Below are 20,517 nucleotides of genomic sequence, written 5' to 3' on the forward strand. Positions count from 1 at the left end.
CATTCAGATGCTACCGGATTTGATATAATAAGCACTTTCAAGTCAGAAGGCAGTAAGTCAGAAACGCAGTCTTTCTTGGTCGTATACTTTAGTAATAAAAAACACACTTAACAAATTCACCGCCGCACTGATGATAAACGTGGGGACGTATCCCGTCCGCTGTGCAAGAATCCCGCTCAAAATTGTGGCGGCAATTCCACCTAAAAACATTATTGAAACTTGTATCGTATAATCGGTTGCGGCAGTTGCGCGATCGCTCTTGTCCATCATGGCGCTAAGCAATGCGGTATATGCCATACTCTGGGTTGCGTTAACCAAAATACATACCGCGTACAGTACAGGTAAACTAGCAACGCCCATTGCTGGCACGATATACAAAAGCGTGGTCAGGGCTGCTACAATTCCAAACAAAATTAGAGAATGCTTGCGTCCCCACCGCATAATCATTACTCCCGCAATCAAGGCTGACGCAATGCGGGCGCTGTAACTGACTATGCCCAATATCCAGCCAATGTCTAATAAAGACAAACCCCTATCTACCAGGAGCGGACGAATCAATATACTCGTCACACTATCGCCAGTCATATATAGAAACACGACGAAAAGCCACGATAGCATTTTTGGACGGGAGAGGAAGCTAACAAACGGCTGGAAGTACGACTTAAAAAAGTTTAAGTTTTTTGATTTTGCAGTGACTTGTTCTTGATAAAGCAATGTTGGTACTAAATTTAGTAGCATGAAAACCGACATCGCAATTAGACTATACCGCCATCCCACTTTCTCTAGCAGAATCAGCATCACACCACCGCCAATCACCGCTCCCAAAACATTTCCCCCAGATTGAATGGCGTTTCCCAATCCGCGTTCTTGGGGTTCAAGCAAATTTACCGCTAATGCATCAGTTGCAATATCTTGGCTAGAGGAAAACAAAGACGCCAATAACATACAAATGAGCAATACAGTTAAGTTATTTTGAATATCAACAAAAGCATTTACAAACAGGGTTGATGTCAACAACAATTGAAAACAAATAATCCAACCACGATAATGTCCTAGCCTACCTAGACGGTAGCGGTCAATGAGTGGCGACCAGAGAAACTTTAACCCTGACGGAATCACTAACAAACCCAAAAATCCAATAGCATCGAGCGACATATTTTGTTGTCGCATGAAAACGGGTAGTGCTTGGATAAAGAACGTGGTAGGGATGAACTGAGAAATATAAAGGGTAGCGAGCAGAACTAGCTTTGAAGTCATAATGTCGTTATAAATTGGCACGAACTTGCACTCCGTAAGTGCGCGGCTCGCCAAATCCCGCAGTTACATTCGCCGGTGGGAACAAGAACCCAGACGTAATGTAGCGCGTATCAAACAAGTTATTCGCAAACAAGTAAATACCGTAATTGGTTCCTTCATAACCAATTCGGGCATTCACCAGCGCAAATGGATCTTGCTTAACTTGGTTGGCATCATCAAAATAAGTTTTGCCGTAACCGCGCAATTCCAGACGGGCAAAAATACCGCCTGGACTGCGATATTGAGCCGCAACGTTGTAAGTAACTTCCGGTGCGAAGGGAACGCGATTGTCGCTGAAGTTTCCACCTGTAAACGGATTGGTGTAGTCTTTGAATTGGCTGTTGACATAGCCAACACCAGCCACTAAATCTAACCCTTGTATTGGTTGTGCTTTCATCTCAAATTCAAGCCCAGTCACGCTAACTCCCGCATTGGCGACATTTGTAAAAAAGCCAAAATTATCGGTTAGCAGCACCTGGTAGTTATCAACATCTGTATGAAACACTGATAGGTTAGCGATGAGGCGATCGCTAAACCAGGAGGATTTCAAGCCCACTTCGTAAGTCCAGGAGGTTTCTTCTTCAAATCTACGGGTTGATTCAATGTCAGCGCGGTAGTTAAATCCACTTGGGCGATAGCCTTTGGCGATTGTACCGTATGCCATTAAATTCGGGCTGAAGCGGTACTGTACCCCAAAGCGGGGTATCAATTCATCGCTATTTATTTCTGCGTCCCGTAGTTCTGGACTGGTGGGAGTAGTTCCACCGCTAGCTGCTTCAAACACACGACGGCGGTCAAGCGAGGCATTTGCCCATTCATAACGCAGCCCTGCAAATACGGTCAGAGGTTCAATTGGCTTGTAGTCTACTTGTCCAAATACTGCATAGGTGTTGCGAAACTGTTCTGCTGAAACGCGGTTAGTTCCTGGCGCGGATAATCGAAACGCAGCTGCACCGAGGTCAGTATACTCTAGGCTGTCATCGACCACATTAAACTCCCGTGACTCATAGTACCCACCGAGCAGCCAGCGAAAACGGTCAGCACTTTCGGGAGACTGAAGCCGAAATTCCTGTGACCACAATGTTGAATTTATACCGACATTCTGGCGTGCTAAGTCGCCGGGAAAGTTGTCACCGACAAAGGTACTTTGATTAGTAAAGCGTCGTGCTGTGATCGACGTAGCACGCAATCCAGAACCGTTGTAGCCAATTCTCAGTGCCTGAGTGTTACTACTGACTCGATTAAAACCATCAATTTCTTGAGAGACTTCAAAGGGGTCAGGAGCATCACGCCGATTAAAAGTGGGGCTACCGTTATCGTTGTCGCTGGCATAGGTGTTAAAAGATACATTCCATTCTGGCGTAGGTGTCCAGAGGATTTGAGCGCGTCCTATTAATTGCGATCGCTCTCCAACTTGGCGATCAAGTAGCACATTGTCAAAAAAACCATCCTGTGCTTTGTACGCTCCCGCGAGCCGAAACGAGAGCTGATCGGGAATGATCGCATCGCTGAAAGAAAGTTGCACTTCGCGGCTGTTGTAATTACCATAACTGGCTCCTACCTTAAATTCTGGCTGATTGGTTGGGGGACGAGAGATGACATTAACTACCCCAGCTGGGCTGCTTCTGCCGTATAGTGTACTTTGTGGTCCTCGCAGCACCTCGACTCGTTCTAAATCAATCAAGCCCAGATCTAAAAACCCACCATAGTCCAACGGAACATCATCAACATAAAACGCGACTGTATCCTGGTTTGCCAGAAAATTGAAATTATTTAAACCGCGAATGCTGTAGTAACTAAAGTCAGCACTTCCAGCAGTGGTTGGGAAAAAGCTAAAGTTGGGTGTGTTATTGGCGATATCTTGGAAAGAACTAATTTGAGCGTCTTCGAGTTCTTGCTGAGGAATTACCGTGATGCTAATGGGTACCTCTTGCGATTGTTCTGGTCGTTTCTGGGCGGTAACGATTATTTCAATGTCTGGTTCATTGGGTTTTTTATCAGCTGATGGTTGAGTTGGTTGTGTTTCACTATTAGGCTTATCTGTATCAGGTGTTGTCGGTGTTGCTGTCGGTGTCAGCCCTAAAACTAGACCTTCATCGCTGTCAAACAGTTCGACTTTTGGTACACTCGCCGCTCCCACCACCGTGATCCGAATACTATTTGTATCCTGATTTGTCACCGTGACTTCAGTAATTCCCGCCACTGGCTTTTCTTGACGAAAGGAATTACCACCAGTTAGACGCAGTTGAGCATTAGGGATATTTGCAATAAAGTTATTGCCTTCACTTTTAATTGTAGGTTGCAGCTTGTCAGATGCGGTTGTTTCTAAAATCACCTCCAAGCCACTACGAGTCTGATTCAACCTTACCCCTGTTACTAAAAGAACCCCAGAAAGCTGTTGCTGAGCCAGCCATTCTTTGACACTTGTGTGAGGACGCTGGATATCCGAGAGTCGGGGAATCTTTGTGACTGGAACAGCGGTTTTTGCATTATCTTCTTTTGTCGTTGCTAAAGCTTGTTGATTTACAAATACGGCTAGTATTACGGCTAGTCCTACATTTAAGAACGGATACAATTGGCTCATTAAATTCTCACACCAAAATCATTGAAAACACAAATGGACTCTTTCACTCCAGAATGGGATTAGTATGCATCAGCCCATTTATACAAATCAGCATGAAAAACCGATAATCATAATCGTTTTAATAAAAATTGACAATTGTAAGGCTATTGGTAGCAAAGTGACAAAAGCACCTCTGTGCTAAATTGTTTGCCTTTGCGGTAATGGTGTCAAACGACGAGTTGTCAAACTTAAACGGCAGAACTGATGTCATAACCACAAGCGATCGCGTCGCGCAACAGCCCTTATTAGTATCAAAACTCATTAGCAAAGATTCAAGATACCAACTTGCTAGAAGTTGTAAACTCTGGAATTTCGTCAAATGGTAGGAAATAGCACCAGATTCGAGGGATAATTTCCTCACAAATTGTAATGTTTGACAAGTCGTCGTTTGACAGTTTTGGAAGTGTTACTGAAAATGGAGTGTGAACTGTCTTTCAATGAGAGGTATTCTCAGATTTAACTGGTTAGCCGAGTTCCTTATTGAGAAAATAACCTGCTATCCACTAAGTTTATAATTAACTTGAGGATTTGCAGACATTATTTTTGAGTTCTCTCAAAAGTGCATAAGTTGGTTTTACTGACACCATTAAGAATACAGCAAATTTAATTCTTCAAACTTCACAGCTATTTAGGAAAATAGTGCTATTTTCATGTCCATAAACACTAGCGATCGCTCCTTTTGAGTTTGAGATTAGTAACGCTTTCTTGAAAGGTTCAAGTTAAAGAAATCAGGGTGAAACGATGAAAATAAATAGACCATCTTCAGAATCTATCGGTGCCGAAGTTGTAGATATAGATGTTGTTGCGGTTACTGAAGCTCAGGTAGATACAATTAAACAACTTGTATACGATCATAAATTGGTCGTCTTCAGAAACCAGAATATTAACGAAGACCAATATTTAGAATTTGCTCGCAAAATTGGAACGCCACAAATCTATCCTCAAGATAACTATCATCACCCAGATTATCCGGAAATATTTGTGTCTTCTAATGTTCCCAAAGATGGAAAGAAATTTGGAGTTAGGGGAACTGGCAGATACTGGCATACGGACTGTGCATTTCTTGATGAACCTCTGCCATTTACCATGTTATACCCACAAGTTTTACCAAATTCAATTAGAGAAACTTATTACATAGATATGCAGCAGGTTTATAAAAAACTACCTGCAAATTTGAAAAGCTTTGTCGATGGAAAATACATGGTACACGAGGCGAAATGGCGCTATAAAGTGCAAGAGTGGGATATCGACAAAGCTATCATTGATATCATGAATGAATTTGAAAAGAAATTTCCGCCTGTTAAACATCCAGCTATTATTACGCATCCCGTTACTGATGAAAAAATCTTGTACATGAATCAAGGTTTTACTACTGGTATTGTAGGTTTGGATTATGAAACAAATCAAAAAATATTACAAGAATTATTTTCATTTATAGAACGTGATGAGCATATTCATACGCACGTATGGAAAGACGGTGACATTCTCTTGTGGGAGAACAGAACTCTGAATCATAAAGCATCTGCAGTACCAGAAGGCGAGACAAGTGTCAGCTATCGTATAGGTATTTACGATGGACTACCATTTTATGTTTCCTCTGTTGGGGTTAATAAACAACCAGAAATACTTACGAAATAAAGATTTTGGCAATGTGCGCTCGCCAAACTTAGGTCTGCTTGAAAGTGGAGAGCAGATACTACTTAGTTGATGAGGAATAGTTATGGATATTAACCAGAAATTTACCAAAATAGACGACGTCAATCAAAATTTATTAGATGTCTTTTTGGAGCCATACAAACAAGATTGTAAGTATTTGAAAAAAGCTCAATTTCAATATGCCGAACCAAGTAATTTACTTGAGCAATCGAAAAGCGACCATCAAGGTTTGTGGTTTATCAAAGCTGATTTTTCTATTCCTGAATCTTGCTACATTGCTGACACTGGACACTTTAATTCGGTAGAGTTCAACATTTGCTACAATCAGTTATTTTATATCATGATAGCTTATTTGCTAGAAAATAAGTTATTAGATGTCATGAAAGATTGGGATTTAGAAACTTATAAACGCCGTCAGTTAAGTGATTTTCTCATTGTTAAATTTTCTAGCACCTTTAAGAAACCAATTAATTCTAGTAATTTTCAAGGAACTCTATCAATTAATAAATACTCTGGTCGCGGCGATTTAATTATGATAAAAACATCATGCGCCTTTTACGATCGCAATGGTGGTTGGTCTGAAGGTGATGTTACCATCGCCATACTGAATCGTAAACCGGAAAACACTATTGATAGTTGTCCTGAGACTGTACTTACTTAAGGGTTAGGGCTTATTGTTAGGCAAAACCGAAAAAACTTATAGCGGTTTGCAATTGGATAAGGTACACAAAGAAATAATGAACCACAGATGGACACAGATGGACACAGATAAGTTTGTACTTTATTCCATTAAGTTGCGCTATATTTCTTCCATGCACTCCGAATTTATTGATGAAACTAAACTACAAAAAGTAGCAGGTCAGGTGTCAGTACAGGGAAATAGAATTTTACAACAATTGACACAAGCAACTGCAAATGAACGTCAAGCAATATTAATAGCTTACATTCAAGAGCAGATTGCTCAAGCTGTAGGAATCAGTGCATCCGAATTAGACGTGCAACAGCCTTTTAATTTTATGGGAATTGATTCCCTGATAGCTGTTAAGTTGAGAAACCGACTCAGAACTGACTTAGAAGTAGACTTGTCTGCGGTGAAATTTATGGAGGATTCCAGTGTTGCTAGTCTAGCAACGCAACTGAATGAACAACTCCTCCCTAAAGATAAGGAAAACTTCAGGCGAAAAGCGATGAGCGATGATGATTGGCTGGAAGGTGAAATATGAATTTAGTTGAGTTTCTCAAAGACCTCTCGCAGCAGAATGTGGAACTGTGGCTTGATGGTGATAAACTGCGTTATCGTGCTGCTAAAGACGCATTGACTTCTACACTGTTAAACAAAATTAAGCAGCACAAAGCAGAAATTATCAATTTGCTGCGCGAGGATATTTCCACTTCTAAATTCTATCCCCTTACCTACGGTCAGCAAGGTCTGTGGTTTCTGTATAAACTTGTCCCCCAGAGTGCGGCTTACAACATTGCTTTTACAGCACGTATACGCTCTCATTTAAATATTCCGGCTTTGCAACGGGCTTTTCAGACGTTAATAGTTCGTCATCCCACACTACGTACTACATTCGGTCAACGAGATGCTGAACCCTTTCAAGAGGTTCACGAAGATCAGGAAGTATGCTTCGACGAGATTGACGCTTCAACTTGGAATTGGGATGAATTGACTACAAGGGTAATCGAGGCATATCAGCGTCCCTTTGATTTGGAACGAGAACCTGTGCTGCGGGTAAATCTGTTTACTCGCTCTGCTCAAGATTATGTGCTTTTACTGACAATACATCACATTGTTGTTGATGGCTTCTCATTTGGAATTCTTCTGGATGAATTGCGTTTGCTATACGAGGCGGATAATACAGGTCGAGCGGTATCTCTACCGCCTATTAAATCGCAATATAGAGACTTCGTGCAATGGCAACGGGAAATGTTGGCAAGCCCTGTTGGAGATAATCTTTGGGCTTATTGGCAGAAACAATTGGCTGGTAATTTGCCAGTATTAAAGTTGCCGACTGACCGACCTCGACCGCCAATTCAGACTTATCAAGGAGCTTCCCATACCTTTGAGTTGAATCAAGAGCTGACTTCTAAGGTAAGGGAAATGGCGAAGACTCAAGGAGCAACCCTTTACATGACTCTCCTGACCGCCTTTCAAGTGTTGCTTTACCGCTACACGGGTCAGGAAGATATCATAGTTGGCTGTCCAATTGAGGGTAGGAGTCAGCCTGAATTTGCTGAGACTGTAGGCTTCTTTGTCAATATGCTTGCCTTGCGAGTCAATCTTGCTGGCAATTCCACGTTTTCTGCGCTTCTATCCCAAGTACGCCAGACAGTATTGAACGCGATCGCACATCAAGATTATCCCTCTCCTTTATTAATCGAGCGATTGCAGGTGAACCGCGATCCCAGCCTTCCAGGACTTTTCCGAGTTTCGTTTAACCTGTTGAAATTAGGGGAAATGGCTCAGGATTATGAATTATCTGTATCTAATCAAACAAGAACTAGAAAAGATTGGGGCGGATTAACGCTAGAGCCTTTTGTGATTCCCCAGCAAGAAGGACAGAATGATATTGTCCTTGACATGATGGAGATGAGTGAATCACTACTTGGTATTTTTAGGTACAATACTGACCTATTTGATGCGACGACAATTAGCCGAATGGCTTGTCATTTCCAGATATTGCTAGAGGGGATTATCACTAATCCAGGGCAGCAAATTGCCTTACTACCACTACTGACGGAAGCCGAACAACGTGATTTGCTGTGGAAGTGGAACAATAACCAAGTTGAGTGTCCCCAAACTCAGTGCATTCATCAGTTATTTGAGAACTGTGTGAAAAAGACACCAAACGCTGTGGCGGTGGTATTTCAACAAGAGCAATTTACCTACCAAGAGTTAAACACCAAAGCTAATCAGGTAGCACACTACTTGCATTCTTTGGGAGTAGGATCACAAGTGCTAGTAGGCATTTGTGTTGAGCGTTCCCTAGAAATGATCGTGGGATTGCTAGGGATTCTGAAAGCGGGTGGGGCATATGTGCCATTAGACCCCGCCTATCCCCAAGAACGCTTGGCTTTCATGCTCTCTGATTCACAAGTCTCAGTGGTACTAACTCAACAAAAACTGGTAGCAAGTCTGCCAGTACAGAATGTACGTGTAGTTTGTTTAGATACAGATTTGCAGGTAATTTCCCAGGAAAGCGAAACGAATCCGGTTAGCAATATTACAGGCGGAAATTTAGCCTACGTCATTTACACATCGGGTTCTACAGGCAAGTCTAAAGGAGTGGCGATCGCTCATCGCAGTCTAGTAAATGCCTATCAGGCTTGGGAAAAAGCCTATCAGCTTCAATCTCTAACAAGTCATCTGCAAATGGCTAGTTTCTCCTTTGATGTTTTTTCAGGGGATCTGATTCGCGCTCTTTGTTCTGGGGCTAAGTTAGTATTATGCCCGCGTGAGTGGCTTTTGGAACCAGATAAGCTGTATAAATTGATGCTGTATGAAAAGATTGATTGCGCCGAGTTTGTTCCAGTTGTTCTCAGAAACTTGGTTCAGTATCTAGAAAGACAAGCGCAAAATCTTCACTTCATGCGGTTGCTAGTAGTTGGTTCAGATAGCTTGTATGTGAAAGAGTATCAGGAATTTCAGCGTTTCTGCGGTTCTGAGACTCGCTTAATTAATTCCTACGGAGTAACTGAAGCTACTATTGATAGTACGTATTTTGAATTAGGGACTGGGGAACTAGGAAATGGGTTAGTCCCAATTGGTCGTCCCTTTGCCAATACGCAAATTTATATTTTAGACCGCTATCTCCAAGCAGTTCCGATGCTTGTTGCGGGTGAACTCCACATAGGAGGTGTTGGTTTAGCTCAAGGCTACCTCAACCGCTCAGACTTGACCAAAGAGAAATTTATTCCTAATCCCTTTAATAAGGCAAAAGTAAAAAGTAAAAAGGAAAAAGAAACAGAGGTAAATTCTTCTGTTTTGCCTTCTTCAGATCGTCTCTATAAAACAGGAGACTTAGCACGTTATCTTCCTGACGGAAATATCGAGTTGCTTGGTCGAATTGATGATCAAGTGAAAATTCGTGGCTTTCGTATCGAACTAGGGGAAATTGAAGCCGTTTTTAGTACGCATCCTCAAGTACAAGCAGCAGTGGCTATCGTCCGAGAAGAACAAGCTGACAACAAATCCATAATTGCCTATATTGTTCCTCGTCAGGAATCTCTAAGCATTGATGAACTGCGTAACTTCCTCAAACAGAAGTTGCCCGATTACATGCTACCGTCTGCTATTGTGATCCTGGAGGCTCTGCCTTTGACACCCAACGGTAAGGTAGACCGACGCGCCCTACCAGCACCAGATATAGAACAGTATCGACTCTTAGAGTTTGTACCGCCCCGGACACCGACTGAAGAAGCGATCGCCAACATCTTCGCCTCTGTTTTGAGACTAAAACAAGTAGGCATTCATGATAACTTCTTTGAATTAGGGGGACATTCCTTACTTGCAACTCAAGTTATTTCTCGCTTACAACAAACCTTAAATATTGAGTTACCGCTACGCTCTTTGTTAGAATATCCCACAGTCGCCGGACTAAATGAGGCGCTTGCATCTTTAACAAAGACAGAATCTTTGGTTAATTTACCAACAATTGTCCCAGATCCAGAGCAGCGCTATCAGCCTTTTCCCCTCACCGAGATTCAACAAGCATACTGGTTGGGGCGCAATGAAGCCTTTGAACTGGGGAATATTGCTGCTCATGGTTATATAGAGCTAGATTGCGATCGCTTAAATTTAGCAAGGTTGAACCAGGCTTGGCAAAAACTCGTCTTGCGTCACGATATGCTTAGGGCAGTGATTTTACCAGATGGTCAACAGCAAATTTTTACAACAGTACCTGCATATGAAATAGAAGTTGTGGATTTGCAACAGACACCTGAAGATATCGAGACACAGTTAGAATTGATTCGCGATCGCATGTCTCATGAAGTTTTACCTGCGGATCAATGGCCTCTGTTCAAGCTACAAGCTACTCGTTTAGATGAACAGCGTACTCGACTCCACCTCAGCTTTGACGCTTTGATCGGCGATGCTTGGAGTTTGTTTGTGATTGTCCGAGAGTGGTCGCAACTGTATCAAAATCCTGAGCTTGTATTACCACCACTGGAACTGTCGTTCCGAGATTATGTGCTTGCGGAGTTAACTCTACAAAATACACCACAATACCAGCGTTCTCAGGAGTATTGGTTTAACCGCCTAGACACCTTATCACCACCGCCAGAATTACCCTTAGCTAAAAACCCAAATTCCATCACCAAGCCTAGATTTAAACGTCGTAGCGCTCAACTTTCACAAGCCCAATGGCAACAATTGAAAGACCGAGCCAACCAACTAAACTTAACGCCTTCCGGGGTGCTATTGGGTGCTTTTGCCGAAATCCTCAGTCAGTGGAGCAAAAGTGCAAAGTTTACTATCAATCTCACACTCTTTAAGCGTCTACCCCTGCACCCCCAAGTCAATGAAATTGTCGGAGATTTCACCTCCCTGACGCTTTTGGAAGTAGACAACTCAGTCCCTAATAAATTTACCGCCCGCGCTCAACAATTACAACAACAACTGTGGCAAGATTTAGACCACGGCTACGTTAGTGGTTTGCAGGTTCAGCGAGAACTCAGCCGTCGGCGAGAAAGGTATCAATTTATGCCAGTTGTCTTTACCAGCACCCTAGGTTTGGACTCACTTGGTCAAAACTTATCAACGCTAAATCAGTTAGGAGAAGTGGTTTATAGTATCAGCCAAACCCCACAAGTTTGGTTAGATCATCAAGTTACAGAGCAAAAAGGGGCATTGGTATTCAACTGGGATGCAGTCGAAGAACTCTTCCCAACAGGTCTTTTTGACGATATGTTTGAGGCTTACTGCAATTTTATCGAGCAGCTAGCTACCTCACAATCAGCTTGGGTTGAGACCCGCCGACAATTGTTAAGCGAGGCTCAACTTCAAGTGCGAACTGCGGTGAATAATACTGCTGCACCCATTTCTGAGCAGACTTTGCACGGTCTGTTTATCGAGCGGGTACAAGTGCGAGCTGATTCCCCAGCAGTAATTAGCCCAGACCGCACCCTTACTTACCAGGAATTATACCAACGCGCCCAGCACTTAGCATATCGTTTGCAGCAGTTGGGAGCCACTCCCAACACTCTAGTTGCTGTAGTAATGGATAAGGGGTGGGAGCAGATTGTCGCGGTACTGGGAATCTTGATGTCCGGGGCGGCTTATCTCCCCATCGACCCAGAACTCCCCCAAGAACGACAGTGGTATCTGCTTGAACAAGGACAAGTGGGGCTAGTTGTGACCCAGCCCTACCTTGATCGCAACCTATCTTGGCTATCAGGTATTCAGCGCTTGTGTGTTGAGAGTGAGGAGTTAGGGGAGAGCGGCTCTAGCTTCTTGGAATCAGTGCAGGCTCCCAGTGATTTAGCCTATGTCATTTACACTTCCGGTTCTACAGGTTTACCCAAAGGGGTTGCGATCGCTCATCAAGCTGCAGTTAATACAATTCTGGACATCAACCACCGCTTTGGAGTCGGGTCATCTGACCGAGTGCTAGCACTCTCGGCATTGAACTTTGACCTGTCAGTGTACGATATTTTTGGCACCCTAGCGGCGGGGGGAGCGATTGTTATCCCAGCCCCAGACAAAATTAAAGACCCCGCGCACTGGCTAGAGTTAATGGTATCTGAGCAAGTCACTCTTTGGAACTCAGTTCCGGCTTTAATGCAGATGTTGGTGGAATATTTATCCCAGCAGCCACAAAAAGCACTATCATCTGTACGTTTAGTTTTGTTAAGTGGGGATTGGCTACCTCTGAGTTTACCAAGGCAAATGCAAGCACTGTGGTCAAATGTGCAGATAGTCAGTTTGGGAGGAGCAACCGAAGCTTCCATTTGGTCGATTTACTATCCAATTGAGACAGTTGACCCCAATTGGAAAAGTATTCCCTACGGTAAACCACTGAATAATCAGCGTTTATATGTACTTAATGAAGCATTAGAATTCTGTCCCGTATGGGTGACTGGACAACTCTATATTGCAGGGATTGGACTGGCAAAAGGTTACTGGCAGGATGAAGAAAAGACAAACGCCAGCTTTATGACTCATCCACTTACCGGGGAGCGATTGTATAAAACTGGTGATTTGGGACGCTATTTACCCGATGGCAATATTGAGTTTTTGGGTCGGGAAGATTTTCAGGTCAAAATCAATGGCTACCGGATTGAACTCGGGGAAATTGAGGGAGCTTTGAAACAACATCCCGCTATTAAACAGGCGGTGGTTACTGCGGTGGGAGAATCACAAAAGAATAAGCAACTTGTGGCTTATGTCGTCCCTAATAGCGAGTTGATATCAGCTCAAAACTCAGCAGAAGCTTACCAACCCCGTCAACTTGAAGGAGTCTTGACCGATCCTGGAGAACGCATCGAATTTAAACTTAAGCAACCCGGATTACGACAGCTAGAATCTTCTCTACCCAGCATACAATTGCCCCAACCAGAGTTTGATGAAGTACTCACCCAAGCTTACCTTGAGCGTCAGAGTTATCGGCAATTTCTGCCTCAACCTATTTCCTTGGAACAGCTTAGTCAGTTTTTAAGCTGCTTGCAGCAGATGAAACTGGATGATTATCCTCTACCGAAATATCACTATCCTTCCGCCGGGAGTCTCTATCCCGTGCAGACATATTTGTTAATAAAACCCAATCGAGTCGAAGGTCTTGAAGCAGGAATATACTACTATCATCCCGCCGCTCACCGTTTAGTATTACTTAGTGTCACCAGTGAAATTGAGAGCAGTGTTTATGGTGGTAATCAACCACTTTTTGAACAATCAGCTTTTTCACTATTTTTGATTGGACAACTAAGTGCGATCGCCCCGATATATGGGGAACTGGCAAAAGATTTCTGTCTTTTAGAAGCAGGTCACATTGGTCAGTTGCTGATGAGTTCTGCACCAAAAAACCAAATCGGATTATGTCCAATTGGCTACCTGGAATTTGAGGAACTGCAAAATTTATTTAAGCTCGAATCAAGTCAGGTTCTGCTTTATAGTTTTGTGGGTGGAAAAATCGATTTAACTCAAACTAAGCAGTGGTTTGCCAAAAGCGATCGCGGTTCTAACTCAATTTCTGTGCAGTTGCGGGAGTACTTACAACAGAAGTTGCCAAAGTACATGATACCCTCAATCTTCGTGTTGTTAGAGTCACTGCCGCTCACACCTAACGGCAAAGTTGATCGTCAGGCGCTTACGGTACCTGAACACAGGATACCAGAGTTAGAAAAAACTTTTGTGGCTCCTCGCAACCCGCTTGAGGAGTTGCTGGCAAGAATTTGGACTGAAGTATTCCAAAGCGATCGCATAGGCATCCATGATGACTTCTTTGAGTTGGGTGGAAACTCGTTTTTGGCGTTGCAACTGATCTCTAAAATTAATCAAAAACTGGGTACAAACATATCCCTTGGTATACTTTTCCAGCGTCCAACTCTGGCGGAGATAGCAAATTTTATTACTAAAAATACTGATGCTTCATTAAAAACCACATATTTAGTTCCAATCCAGGTAAAAGGAACTCAACCCCCGTTGTTCTGTATTCATCCAGTCGGGGGACAAGTAATGGTGTATCAACATCTAGCTGCTTGTCTAGGATTGGATCAACCTGTATATGCTCTCCAGTCTTGCGCTCTCAACAACCCAGATCAAGAGCATAACAGCATTGATAATATGGCTGTTGAATACGCTCAAGCTATTCGCCAAGCTCAATCTGATGGCCCTTATTTTCTCATGGGATGGTCTATGGGTGGGGTAATTGCTGTCAGTATTGCTAAACACTTAGAGCAACAAGGGCAGAGGGTAGCTTTTGTCGGACTTGTAGATTCCTTTTTAATTCCAGACAACGCACCAACTTTTGAACGCGATCCATTGTACGAATTAGCGTTGGTATTTGGCGGTACTTTTGTTGATGCTTTTATAACGCTGGATGCTATTGAACAGCAGAAATTGCGAGACGAATTGACAGGTTTACCCTATGTTGAACGTTTGCGGCGGATGAAGATCTGGGGAGAAGAACGAAATCTACTCTCAACGGAAGTATCAATTGAGATTTTGCAAAAACAGCTAGAGCTGACAGAAATTCACCAACAACTGCTAAGAATTCACCGTGTACCCCAAATTGAAGCTAAACTTCATGTTTGGTGGGCTTCACAACAACTTGCAGCCAAATTATCTCATACCAATTGGAGTCAGTATACTACCAACACAACTCACACAGAAATTTTAGATGGCAACCACTTCACCATCATGCGTCCTCCCCACATTACGGCACTAGCACAAGAATTGCAAGCATATCTTTTAACTGTGCAATCGCCTGAGTTAAACAACCAGAAAAACTAAAACCTCTGCGTCCCTCTGCGCTTACCTCTGCGTCCCTCTGCGTTTCACAACTCTTGGAAAATACCAATGATATATAACGATGAAATTTCAACATTAGCAGATTTACCGCGTGTACAAGCCCACCAATTTCCAGATGCTAGAGCATTGATATTTAAGGATAATGCTCTCACCTATCTACAGCTAGATTTACAAAGTAATCGTGTCGCTAATGCTCTTTTAGCCCAAGGAGTGGAAGCGCAATCGCGAGTTGGATTATTAGCTAAAGATTCACTTCATAGTTATGAAATATTATTTGCTTGTTCTAAAATCAATGCTGTTTTAGTGCCTATTAATTGGCGTTTAGCTGCTCCAGAAATCAGCTATATTCTCAGAGATGCTAACATTGAAGTTCTTTTTGTTGGATCTGAGTTTCATCGGTTGATTGAATCTATTAAAGATGAGCTTGATGGTATTAAAACCTTCATTGCCTTAGAAAAATCTGAATATAATTGGCTCACTTATGATACTTGGTGGCAGCAACATAGTGATGTTCAGCCTGATGTCGCCATTCAACCAAATGATGTAGCTGTACAAATATATACCAGTGGTACGACTGGGCGACCTAAAGGTGTTCAACTAGGGCATTATAGTTTTTTTGCGATCGCCAAAGAATTTGTTCAGCAAGGAAAAAGCTGGATCGGTTGGAACGCAAAAGATAAAAGCTTGATAACTTTACCTTCATTCCATATCGGAGGTTTATGGTGGGCTATCCGTGGTTTGGCATCTGGAGCCGAAAATATTTTGCTGGAAACTTTTGACGCAATTGAGGTGTTGTTTGCTATCGAAAAGTACCATATCACCAAAACGTGTATGGTTCCTGCCATGATTCAAGTTCTGTTATCTGAACCTCAGTGTAAAAAAACAGATTTTTCCTCACTAAAATACATTGTTTACGGCGGTTCTCCGATTGCTGAATCATTATTAAGAAAGGCGATCGCTACATTTGCCTGTAACTTTGTACAAATTTATGGTATGACCGAAACGGGAAATTGTGCTGTGTGTTTACCTGCGGATGCCCATACCTCTACAAATCCAAACAGATTGAAATCTTCAGGTAAACCCTTTCCTGGCGTGTCAGTAGCCATTTTAGATCAGGAGGGCAAAGACGTACCATTAGGTAAAGTGGGTGAAATTTGTATCAAATCGCCTGCAAATATGATTGGTTATTGGAAATTAGCCGAAGCTACAGCCAACACATTAGTAGATGGCTGGATTCATACGGGTGATGCAGGCTATTTTGACGAAGAAGGCTACATTTATATTTGCGATCGCGTTAAAGATATGATTTGCTATGCCGGTGAAAATGTTTATCCGGCAGAGATTGAAAATGTTTTATATGAACATCCAGCAGTAGCCGAGGTGGCGGTAATTGGTGTTCCTGATCAAGATTTTGGAGAAACTGTTAAAGCAATTATTGTTTTAAAACCAGGGATGAAGGCAACCGCACTAGATATTATCAGTTCTGTACGGGGTAAAATTGCCGATTTCAAGTTACCTAGAAGTGTTGAATTTACTCAATCCTTACCAAGAACACCAAGTGGTAAATTACAAAAGGGCAAACTGCGGGAAAAATATTGGCAAGGCTATCAACGTCATGTTAATTGACCAATAAAAGCAGAGGGCAGAAGGATGAAAACAGTTTCTAGTAAAGACCGGGTTCCTCTTTGGCAACCATTAACTGTACGCAATTTTCTACTTTTATATGTAGGTGAAAGTGTTTCGCTTCTTGGCGATCAATTTTATTTAATAGCATTGCCTTGGTTGACTATTCAGTTAACTAACTCTGGTGTTAGCTTAGGCACAGTCCTAATGGCAGCTGCAATTCCTCGCGCTGTGTTGATGCTAATTGGTGGTGTAGTTAGCGATCGCTTCTCACCCCGGTTAGTCATGCTTGTTTCTAATGGCTTCCGTGTGGTGCTGACAATTTTACTAACGGCGATCGTTGCCTTTCGAGTAACACAACTATGGCATCTTTATCTGTTTGCTATCAGCTTTGGAATCACAGATGGCTTTTTTATCCCAGCCGCAAAGTCAATCATACCTAGCCTTGTGACAAAAGAACAGTTGGTAGCAAGTAACACCTTGAGCCAAGGAACTTCCCAACTGATTCTGCTGATTGGACCAGCTTTAGGTGGTTTGCTCATTGCAACTAGCGGTATTGAGACAGCGTTTGCAATTGACGCTGCCACTTTTATTTTTACAACCGTAACACTTTTGCTGATGAAAAGCAGTCTTAAGTCAAATACTGTGACGACGACTAAAGAGACTGTGTTGCGTGAGGAATTAAAAGAAGCTTATAACTCATCTATTCAAAATCCTACCTCAACAAATAAGACTATTAGTTTAATTGCTGGTATCGGTGAGGGACTCAACTATGCATGGCATAATCCGGCTCTTAGAGCAGTTTTGCTGGTATTGGTAATGTTAAATTTTCTTTTTATTGGTCCATTACAAGTCGGCATCACTTCATTGGCTCATAGTCGTTTTCCAGGCGGTGCTGTTGCTCTAGGAATAATGAATTCCGCTTGGGGTGGTGGTGGGTTGTTAGGAACGCTGATGCCTCAAGTCCTCAAAAACCTTCCCAAGCTTGGAGTTTTGATGCTTAGTCTTGCTAGCATACAAGGTTTGGGTCTGTTCCTACTTAGTTTTATACCAAATATAATACTGGCTAGTATAACAATCGCTGTACTGGGCTTGTGCAGTGGCTGTTTTACTGTTGTAGGAATTACCTGGATTCAAAAGCGAACTCCACCTGAAATGTTAGGAAGAGTTATGAGTTTGGGGATGCTTTCTTCCTTTGGTATTGCTCCTTTTTCCTATGCTTTAGCTGGTGTTTTAGCTGATTTAAATTTGACAATTCTTTTCAGTGTTGCAGGTGGCATTATGCTGCTCTCAACTATTTTTTTGACGGTAAATCCATCAGTACGCAAGATAGATTAACAAAGTAAAAAACATCACCAAAAAAGAACGATAGGTACAGAACTCAGAGATCAGAATATGAAACGCGTTTTCTCGTTATGAGTCAAGAGTTCTGGTTTTTGAGTATTGGTATGGCTGCCCCCGAATTTAAATGCGAGAGAAAAAGAAAATTTTTCCATTCTCAAATCCCCCGGATTCCATCCGTGGGGATATTCGCGCGCTGCGGTTCTGCGTTCTGCATTCTTCTTAACGTAGCCGAAAATGGCATCCAACACATATTGTGAACATAGTTCAATACCGTTCAGATAAGACCAGAATCCTTATCAGGAACACAATGTAGAGACGCGCCGGGTTGCGTCTCTACAACTAACAACTAACAATTTCTTCCAAATGGATGCACACTTATTTAAATATTTGCAACGCCACTGAAATCATCGATAGGAATGTCAAAAACCCGATCGCATCCAAGGTAGTCGTCAACAAGGGACCACTAATTAAGGCTGGATCGAGGTTTAACCGCTTCAAAGTCATTGGCAGCACTGTTCCCAGGGAGGCGGCTATGAAGACATTCACTACCATAACCGTAGCTGCAACTATAGATACCCATCTTTCTGGGGCAGCCGACCAAATTAATGAAAGTGTGCCGAGGGCAGTACCTAAAGCTATAGCGGTGCCTAACCCAGCTAGGATTTCCTTACGGAGAATTTTCATGGTATCCATCGGTGTCACTTCTCCGACACCCAGACCTCGTACTGTCACTGATAAGGCTTGAATAGCAACATTACCACTGGTGTTAGATAAAATTGGCATAATGACTGCCAGAACAGGTACGTGAGAAATAACACTTTGGAAAGGGGCGATCGCACTAGCTGCACCAATGTACAACGCAATATTTCCCAATAACCAAGGCAAGCGCTTGCGAATCGTGACTTGAGGAGGAGACAAAGCTGCTTCGTCTCCACTCACACCTGCTAGTTTTTGAATATCTTCTGTGGCTTCCTCTTGCAAGATATCAACCACATCATCAATCGTGATAATACCCACTAGTCTATCTTCCCGATCAACCACAGGTACTGCGATTAAGTCATATCGCTGCATGATTCGGGCAACTTCTTCCTGGGGTGTTTCCGTTTTCACCTTGATCACGCGATCGCTGGCAATATCTCTGATCAAAACATCAGGAAACGTAAACAGCAGCTGTCGCAGCGAGACAACACTCACTAACTTGCGGTTATCATCTGTCACGTAGGCGTAGTAAATCGTCTCCTTATCTTCGTCTTGGCAGCGGATTTTACTCAAAGCCTCTCCGACAGTCAATCCTTGCCGCAAACGCACGTATTCTGTTGTCATCACGCGTCCTGCGGTGCCTTCAGAATAGCCGAGAATTGTTGCTGTTGCTTGCCGTTGTTCTGGACTCAGTTCTTGTAACAGGCGTTTGACAACTCCAGCCGGCAACTCGTCAAACAATTCTGCCCGTTCATCCGGACTCATCGCCTCGACAATTTGCGCAACCTGAACATCATGCAGGGAATTTATGATTTCTTCCTGCACTTCTTTTGGCAGATATTCAAAAACATCAATTGCCTGATGTTTGTTGAGTAAACGGAATGCGATCGCCCGTTGTTGCTTGGGCAATTGTGTTATGTACTCTCCCGCATCCACGGGTTGTAAACAATTCAAATCCAACTTGAGCTGGTTTAAGTCGGCAATGTCAATACCTGAATTGCGAACATCCTGCATGAGCATCATAAAACCTCCTATGGTCTCCCCCGCGCTGGGAGACAAGCTCACAGCTCAGAGGAGGTTGGTACTGCCATCTTGTGGACTTTGGTCCATAAAATCTCAAAAATTCAACATCGATTACCAATCAATGGCATCGCTAATTAATAATCCTAACTCAGGACAGTGTAATCCGGTAGATACTGAAAATTCAGTGTCAGGAATTTAATCCGCTTGCACCCTGCTGAATTTCCTATCGCCCTGATGCCTGTTGATTTGAGTAGATTCTACTATTGTTGCTATCTGTGTCAACCGTACAAATTCATTTCCAAAGAAACTTCATATAGTTAAAATCTTTACTTCACGATCAACAACCTTTATTTACATACTAAAGATAGAGGCGGTGTCATCATATTGGACTACTATCAGAGTCCAGGTATTTGCTAGACAAACGTCGCTCTAAGCAGTTGCCAAGTGCGGTTGAAGCAATTTCATCCTGCTCTACAATAACAGCTATCAGATTTTCTACATAGCGTGCTGAATCCTGAGTTGTAAATCGATCCACACGGGTGAACCGGAGGATAGAACAAGGAAAAAAAGCTTTTTTTTCTCCCTAAATAAATCGTCTGTATACAATCTTTTTCTCAGTACTGAATACTTCGTCCGGAGAATAAAAAATAAAAAATACTATCATCACACTCTACCACGCGCGAAGACCCTCTCCTGGGAGCTACAGCATTAGATATTCAGAACTATTTTGGTCATGATTTGGTAATCACTAGTGGAAATATATCAGCGATCGCAATGATTA

9 protein-coding genes are annotated in these 20,517 nt (G+C 42.7%); 6 read left to right on the forward strand and 3 right to left on the reverse strand.

Translation table 11 applies throughout. The features are described from left to right. Window positions 1-57: 57 nt before the first annotated feature. Window positions 58-1,257 carry an MFS transporter gene (locus AACT52_RS18610; RefSeq protein ID WP_073627064.1) on the reverse strand — a complete coding sequence of 400 codons (1,200 nt, stop codon included), beginning with the start codon at window positions 1,255-1,257 and terminating at the stop codon, window positions 58-60. A gap of 7 nt (window positions 1,258-1,264) precedes the next feature. Further along, a complete protein-coding gene (locus tag AACT52_RS18615; protein WP_073627066.1) occupies window positions 1,265-3,880 on the reverse strand; it encodes a TonB-dependent receptor domain-containing protein in 2,616 nt (871 codons plus the stop codon). 780 nt (window positions 3,881-4,660) lie between these two features. On the opposite strand from AACT52_RS18615, the gene AACT52_RS18620 reads away from it, so the two are divergent. From AACT52_RS18620 to AACT52_RS18645, 6 genes are all read left to right on the forward strand, one after another. Further along, window positions 4,661-5,557: a TauD/TfdA dioxygenase family protein gene (locus tag AACT52_RS18620; RefSeq protein ID WP_073627068.1), complete on the forward strand. Its 897-nt coding sequence runs from the start codon at window positions 4,661-4,663 to the stop codon at window positions 5,555-5,557. 82 nt (window positions 5,558-5,639) lie between these two features. Beyond that, window positions 5,640-6,236 (forward strand): FcoT family thioesterase, encoded by a 597-nt coding sequence (locus tag AACT52_RS18625; protein ID WP_073627070.1) that lies wholly within the window; start codon window positions 5,640-5,642, stop codon window positions 6,234-6,236. 76 nt (window positions 6,237-6,312) lie between these two features. Beyond that, entirely contained in the window at window positions 6,313-6,798 is a 486-nt protein-coding gene (locus tag AACT52_RS18630) for an acyl carrier protein (protein ID WP_083629964.1), read from the forward strand. Continuing rightward, window positions 6,795-15,029 (forward strand): non-ribosomal peptide synthetase, encoded by an 8,235-nt coding sequence (locus AACT52_RS18635; RefSeq protein WP_083629965.1) that lies wholly within the window; start codon window positions 6,795-6,797, stop codon window positions 15,027-15,029. The genes AACT52_RS18630 and AACT52_RS18635 overlap by 4 nt, the downstream gene beginning before the upstream one ends. A gap of 66 nt (window positions 15,030-15,095) precedes the next feature. Continuing rightward, window positions 15,096-16,673: a fatty acid--CoA ligase gene (locus tag AACT52_RS18640; protein WP_073627074.1), complete on the forward strand. Its 1,578-nt coding sequence runs from the start codon at window positions 15,096-15,098 to the stop codon at window positions 16,671-16,673. A 24-nt stretch (window positions 16,674-16,697) separates the two neighbouring features. After that, window positions 16,698-18,008, forward strand: a complete 1,311-nt coding sequence (locus AACT52_RS18645) for an MFS transporter (protein ID WP_073627076.1) — start codon at window positions 16,698-16,700, stop codon at window positions 18,006-18,008. A 381-nt stretch (window positions 18,009-18,389) separates the two neighbouring features. On the opposite strand, the gene mgtE is transcribed toward AACT52_RS18645, so the two are convergent. Then, window positions 18,390-19,733: a magnesium transporter gene (mgtE, locus tag AACT52_RS18650; RefSeq protein WP_073627078.1), complete on the reverse strand. Its 1,344-nt coding sequence runs from the start codon at window positions 19,731-19,733 to the stop codon at window positions 18,390-18,392. Window positions 19,734-20,517 lie beyond the last annotated feature (784 nt).

The sequence above is a fragment of the Scytonema sp. HK-05 genome, assembly GCF_963872035.1.
Taxonomy (GTDB): Bacteria; Cyanobacteriota; Cyanobacteriia; order Cyanobacteriales; family Nostocaceae; genus Kalymmatonema.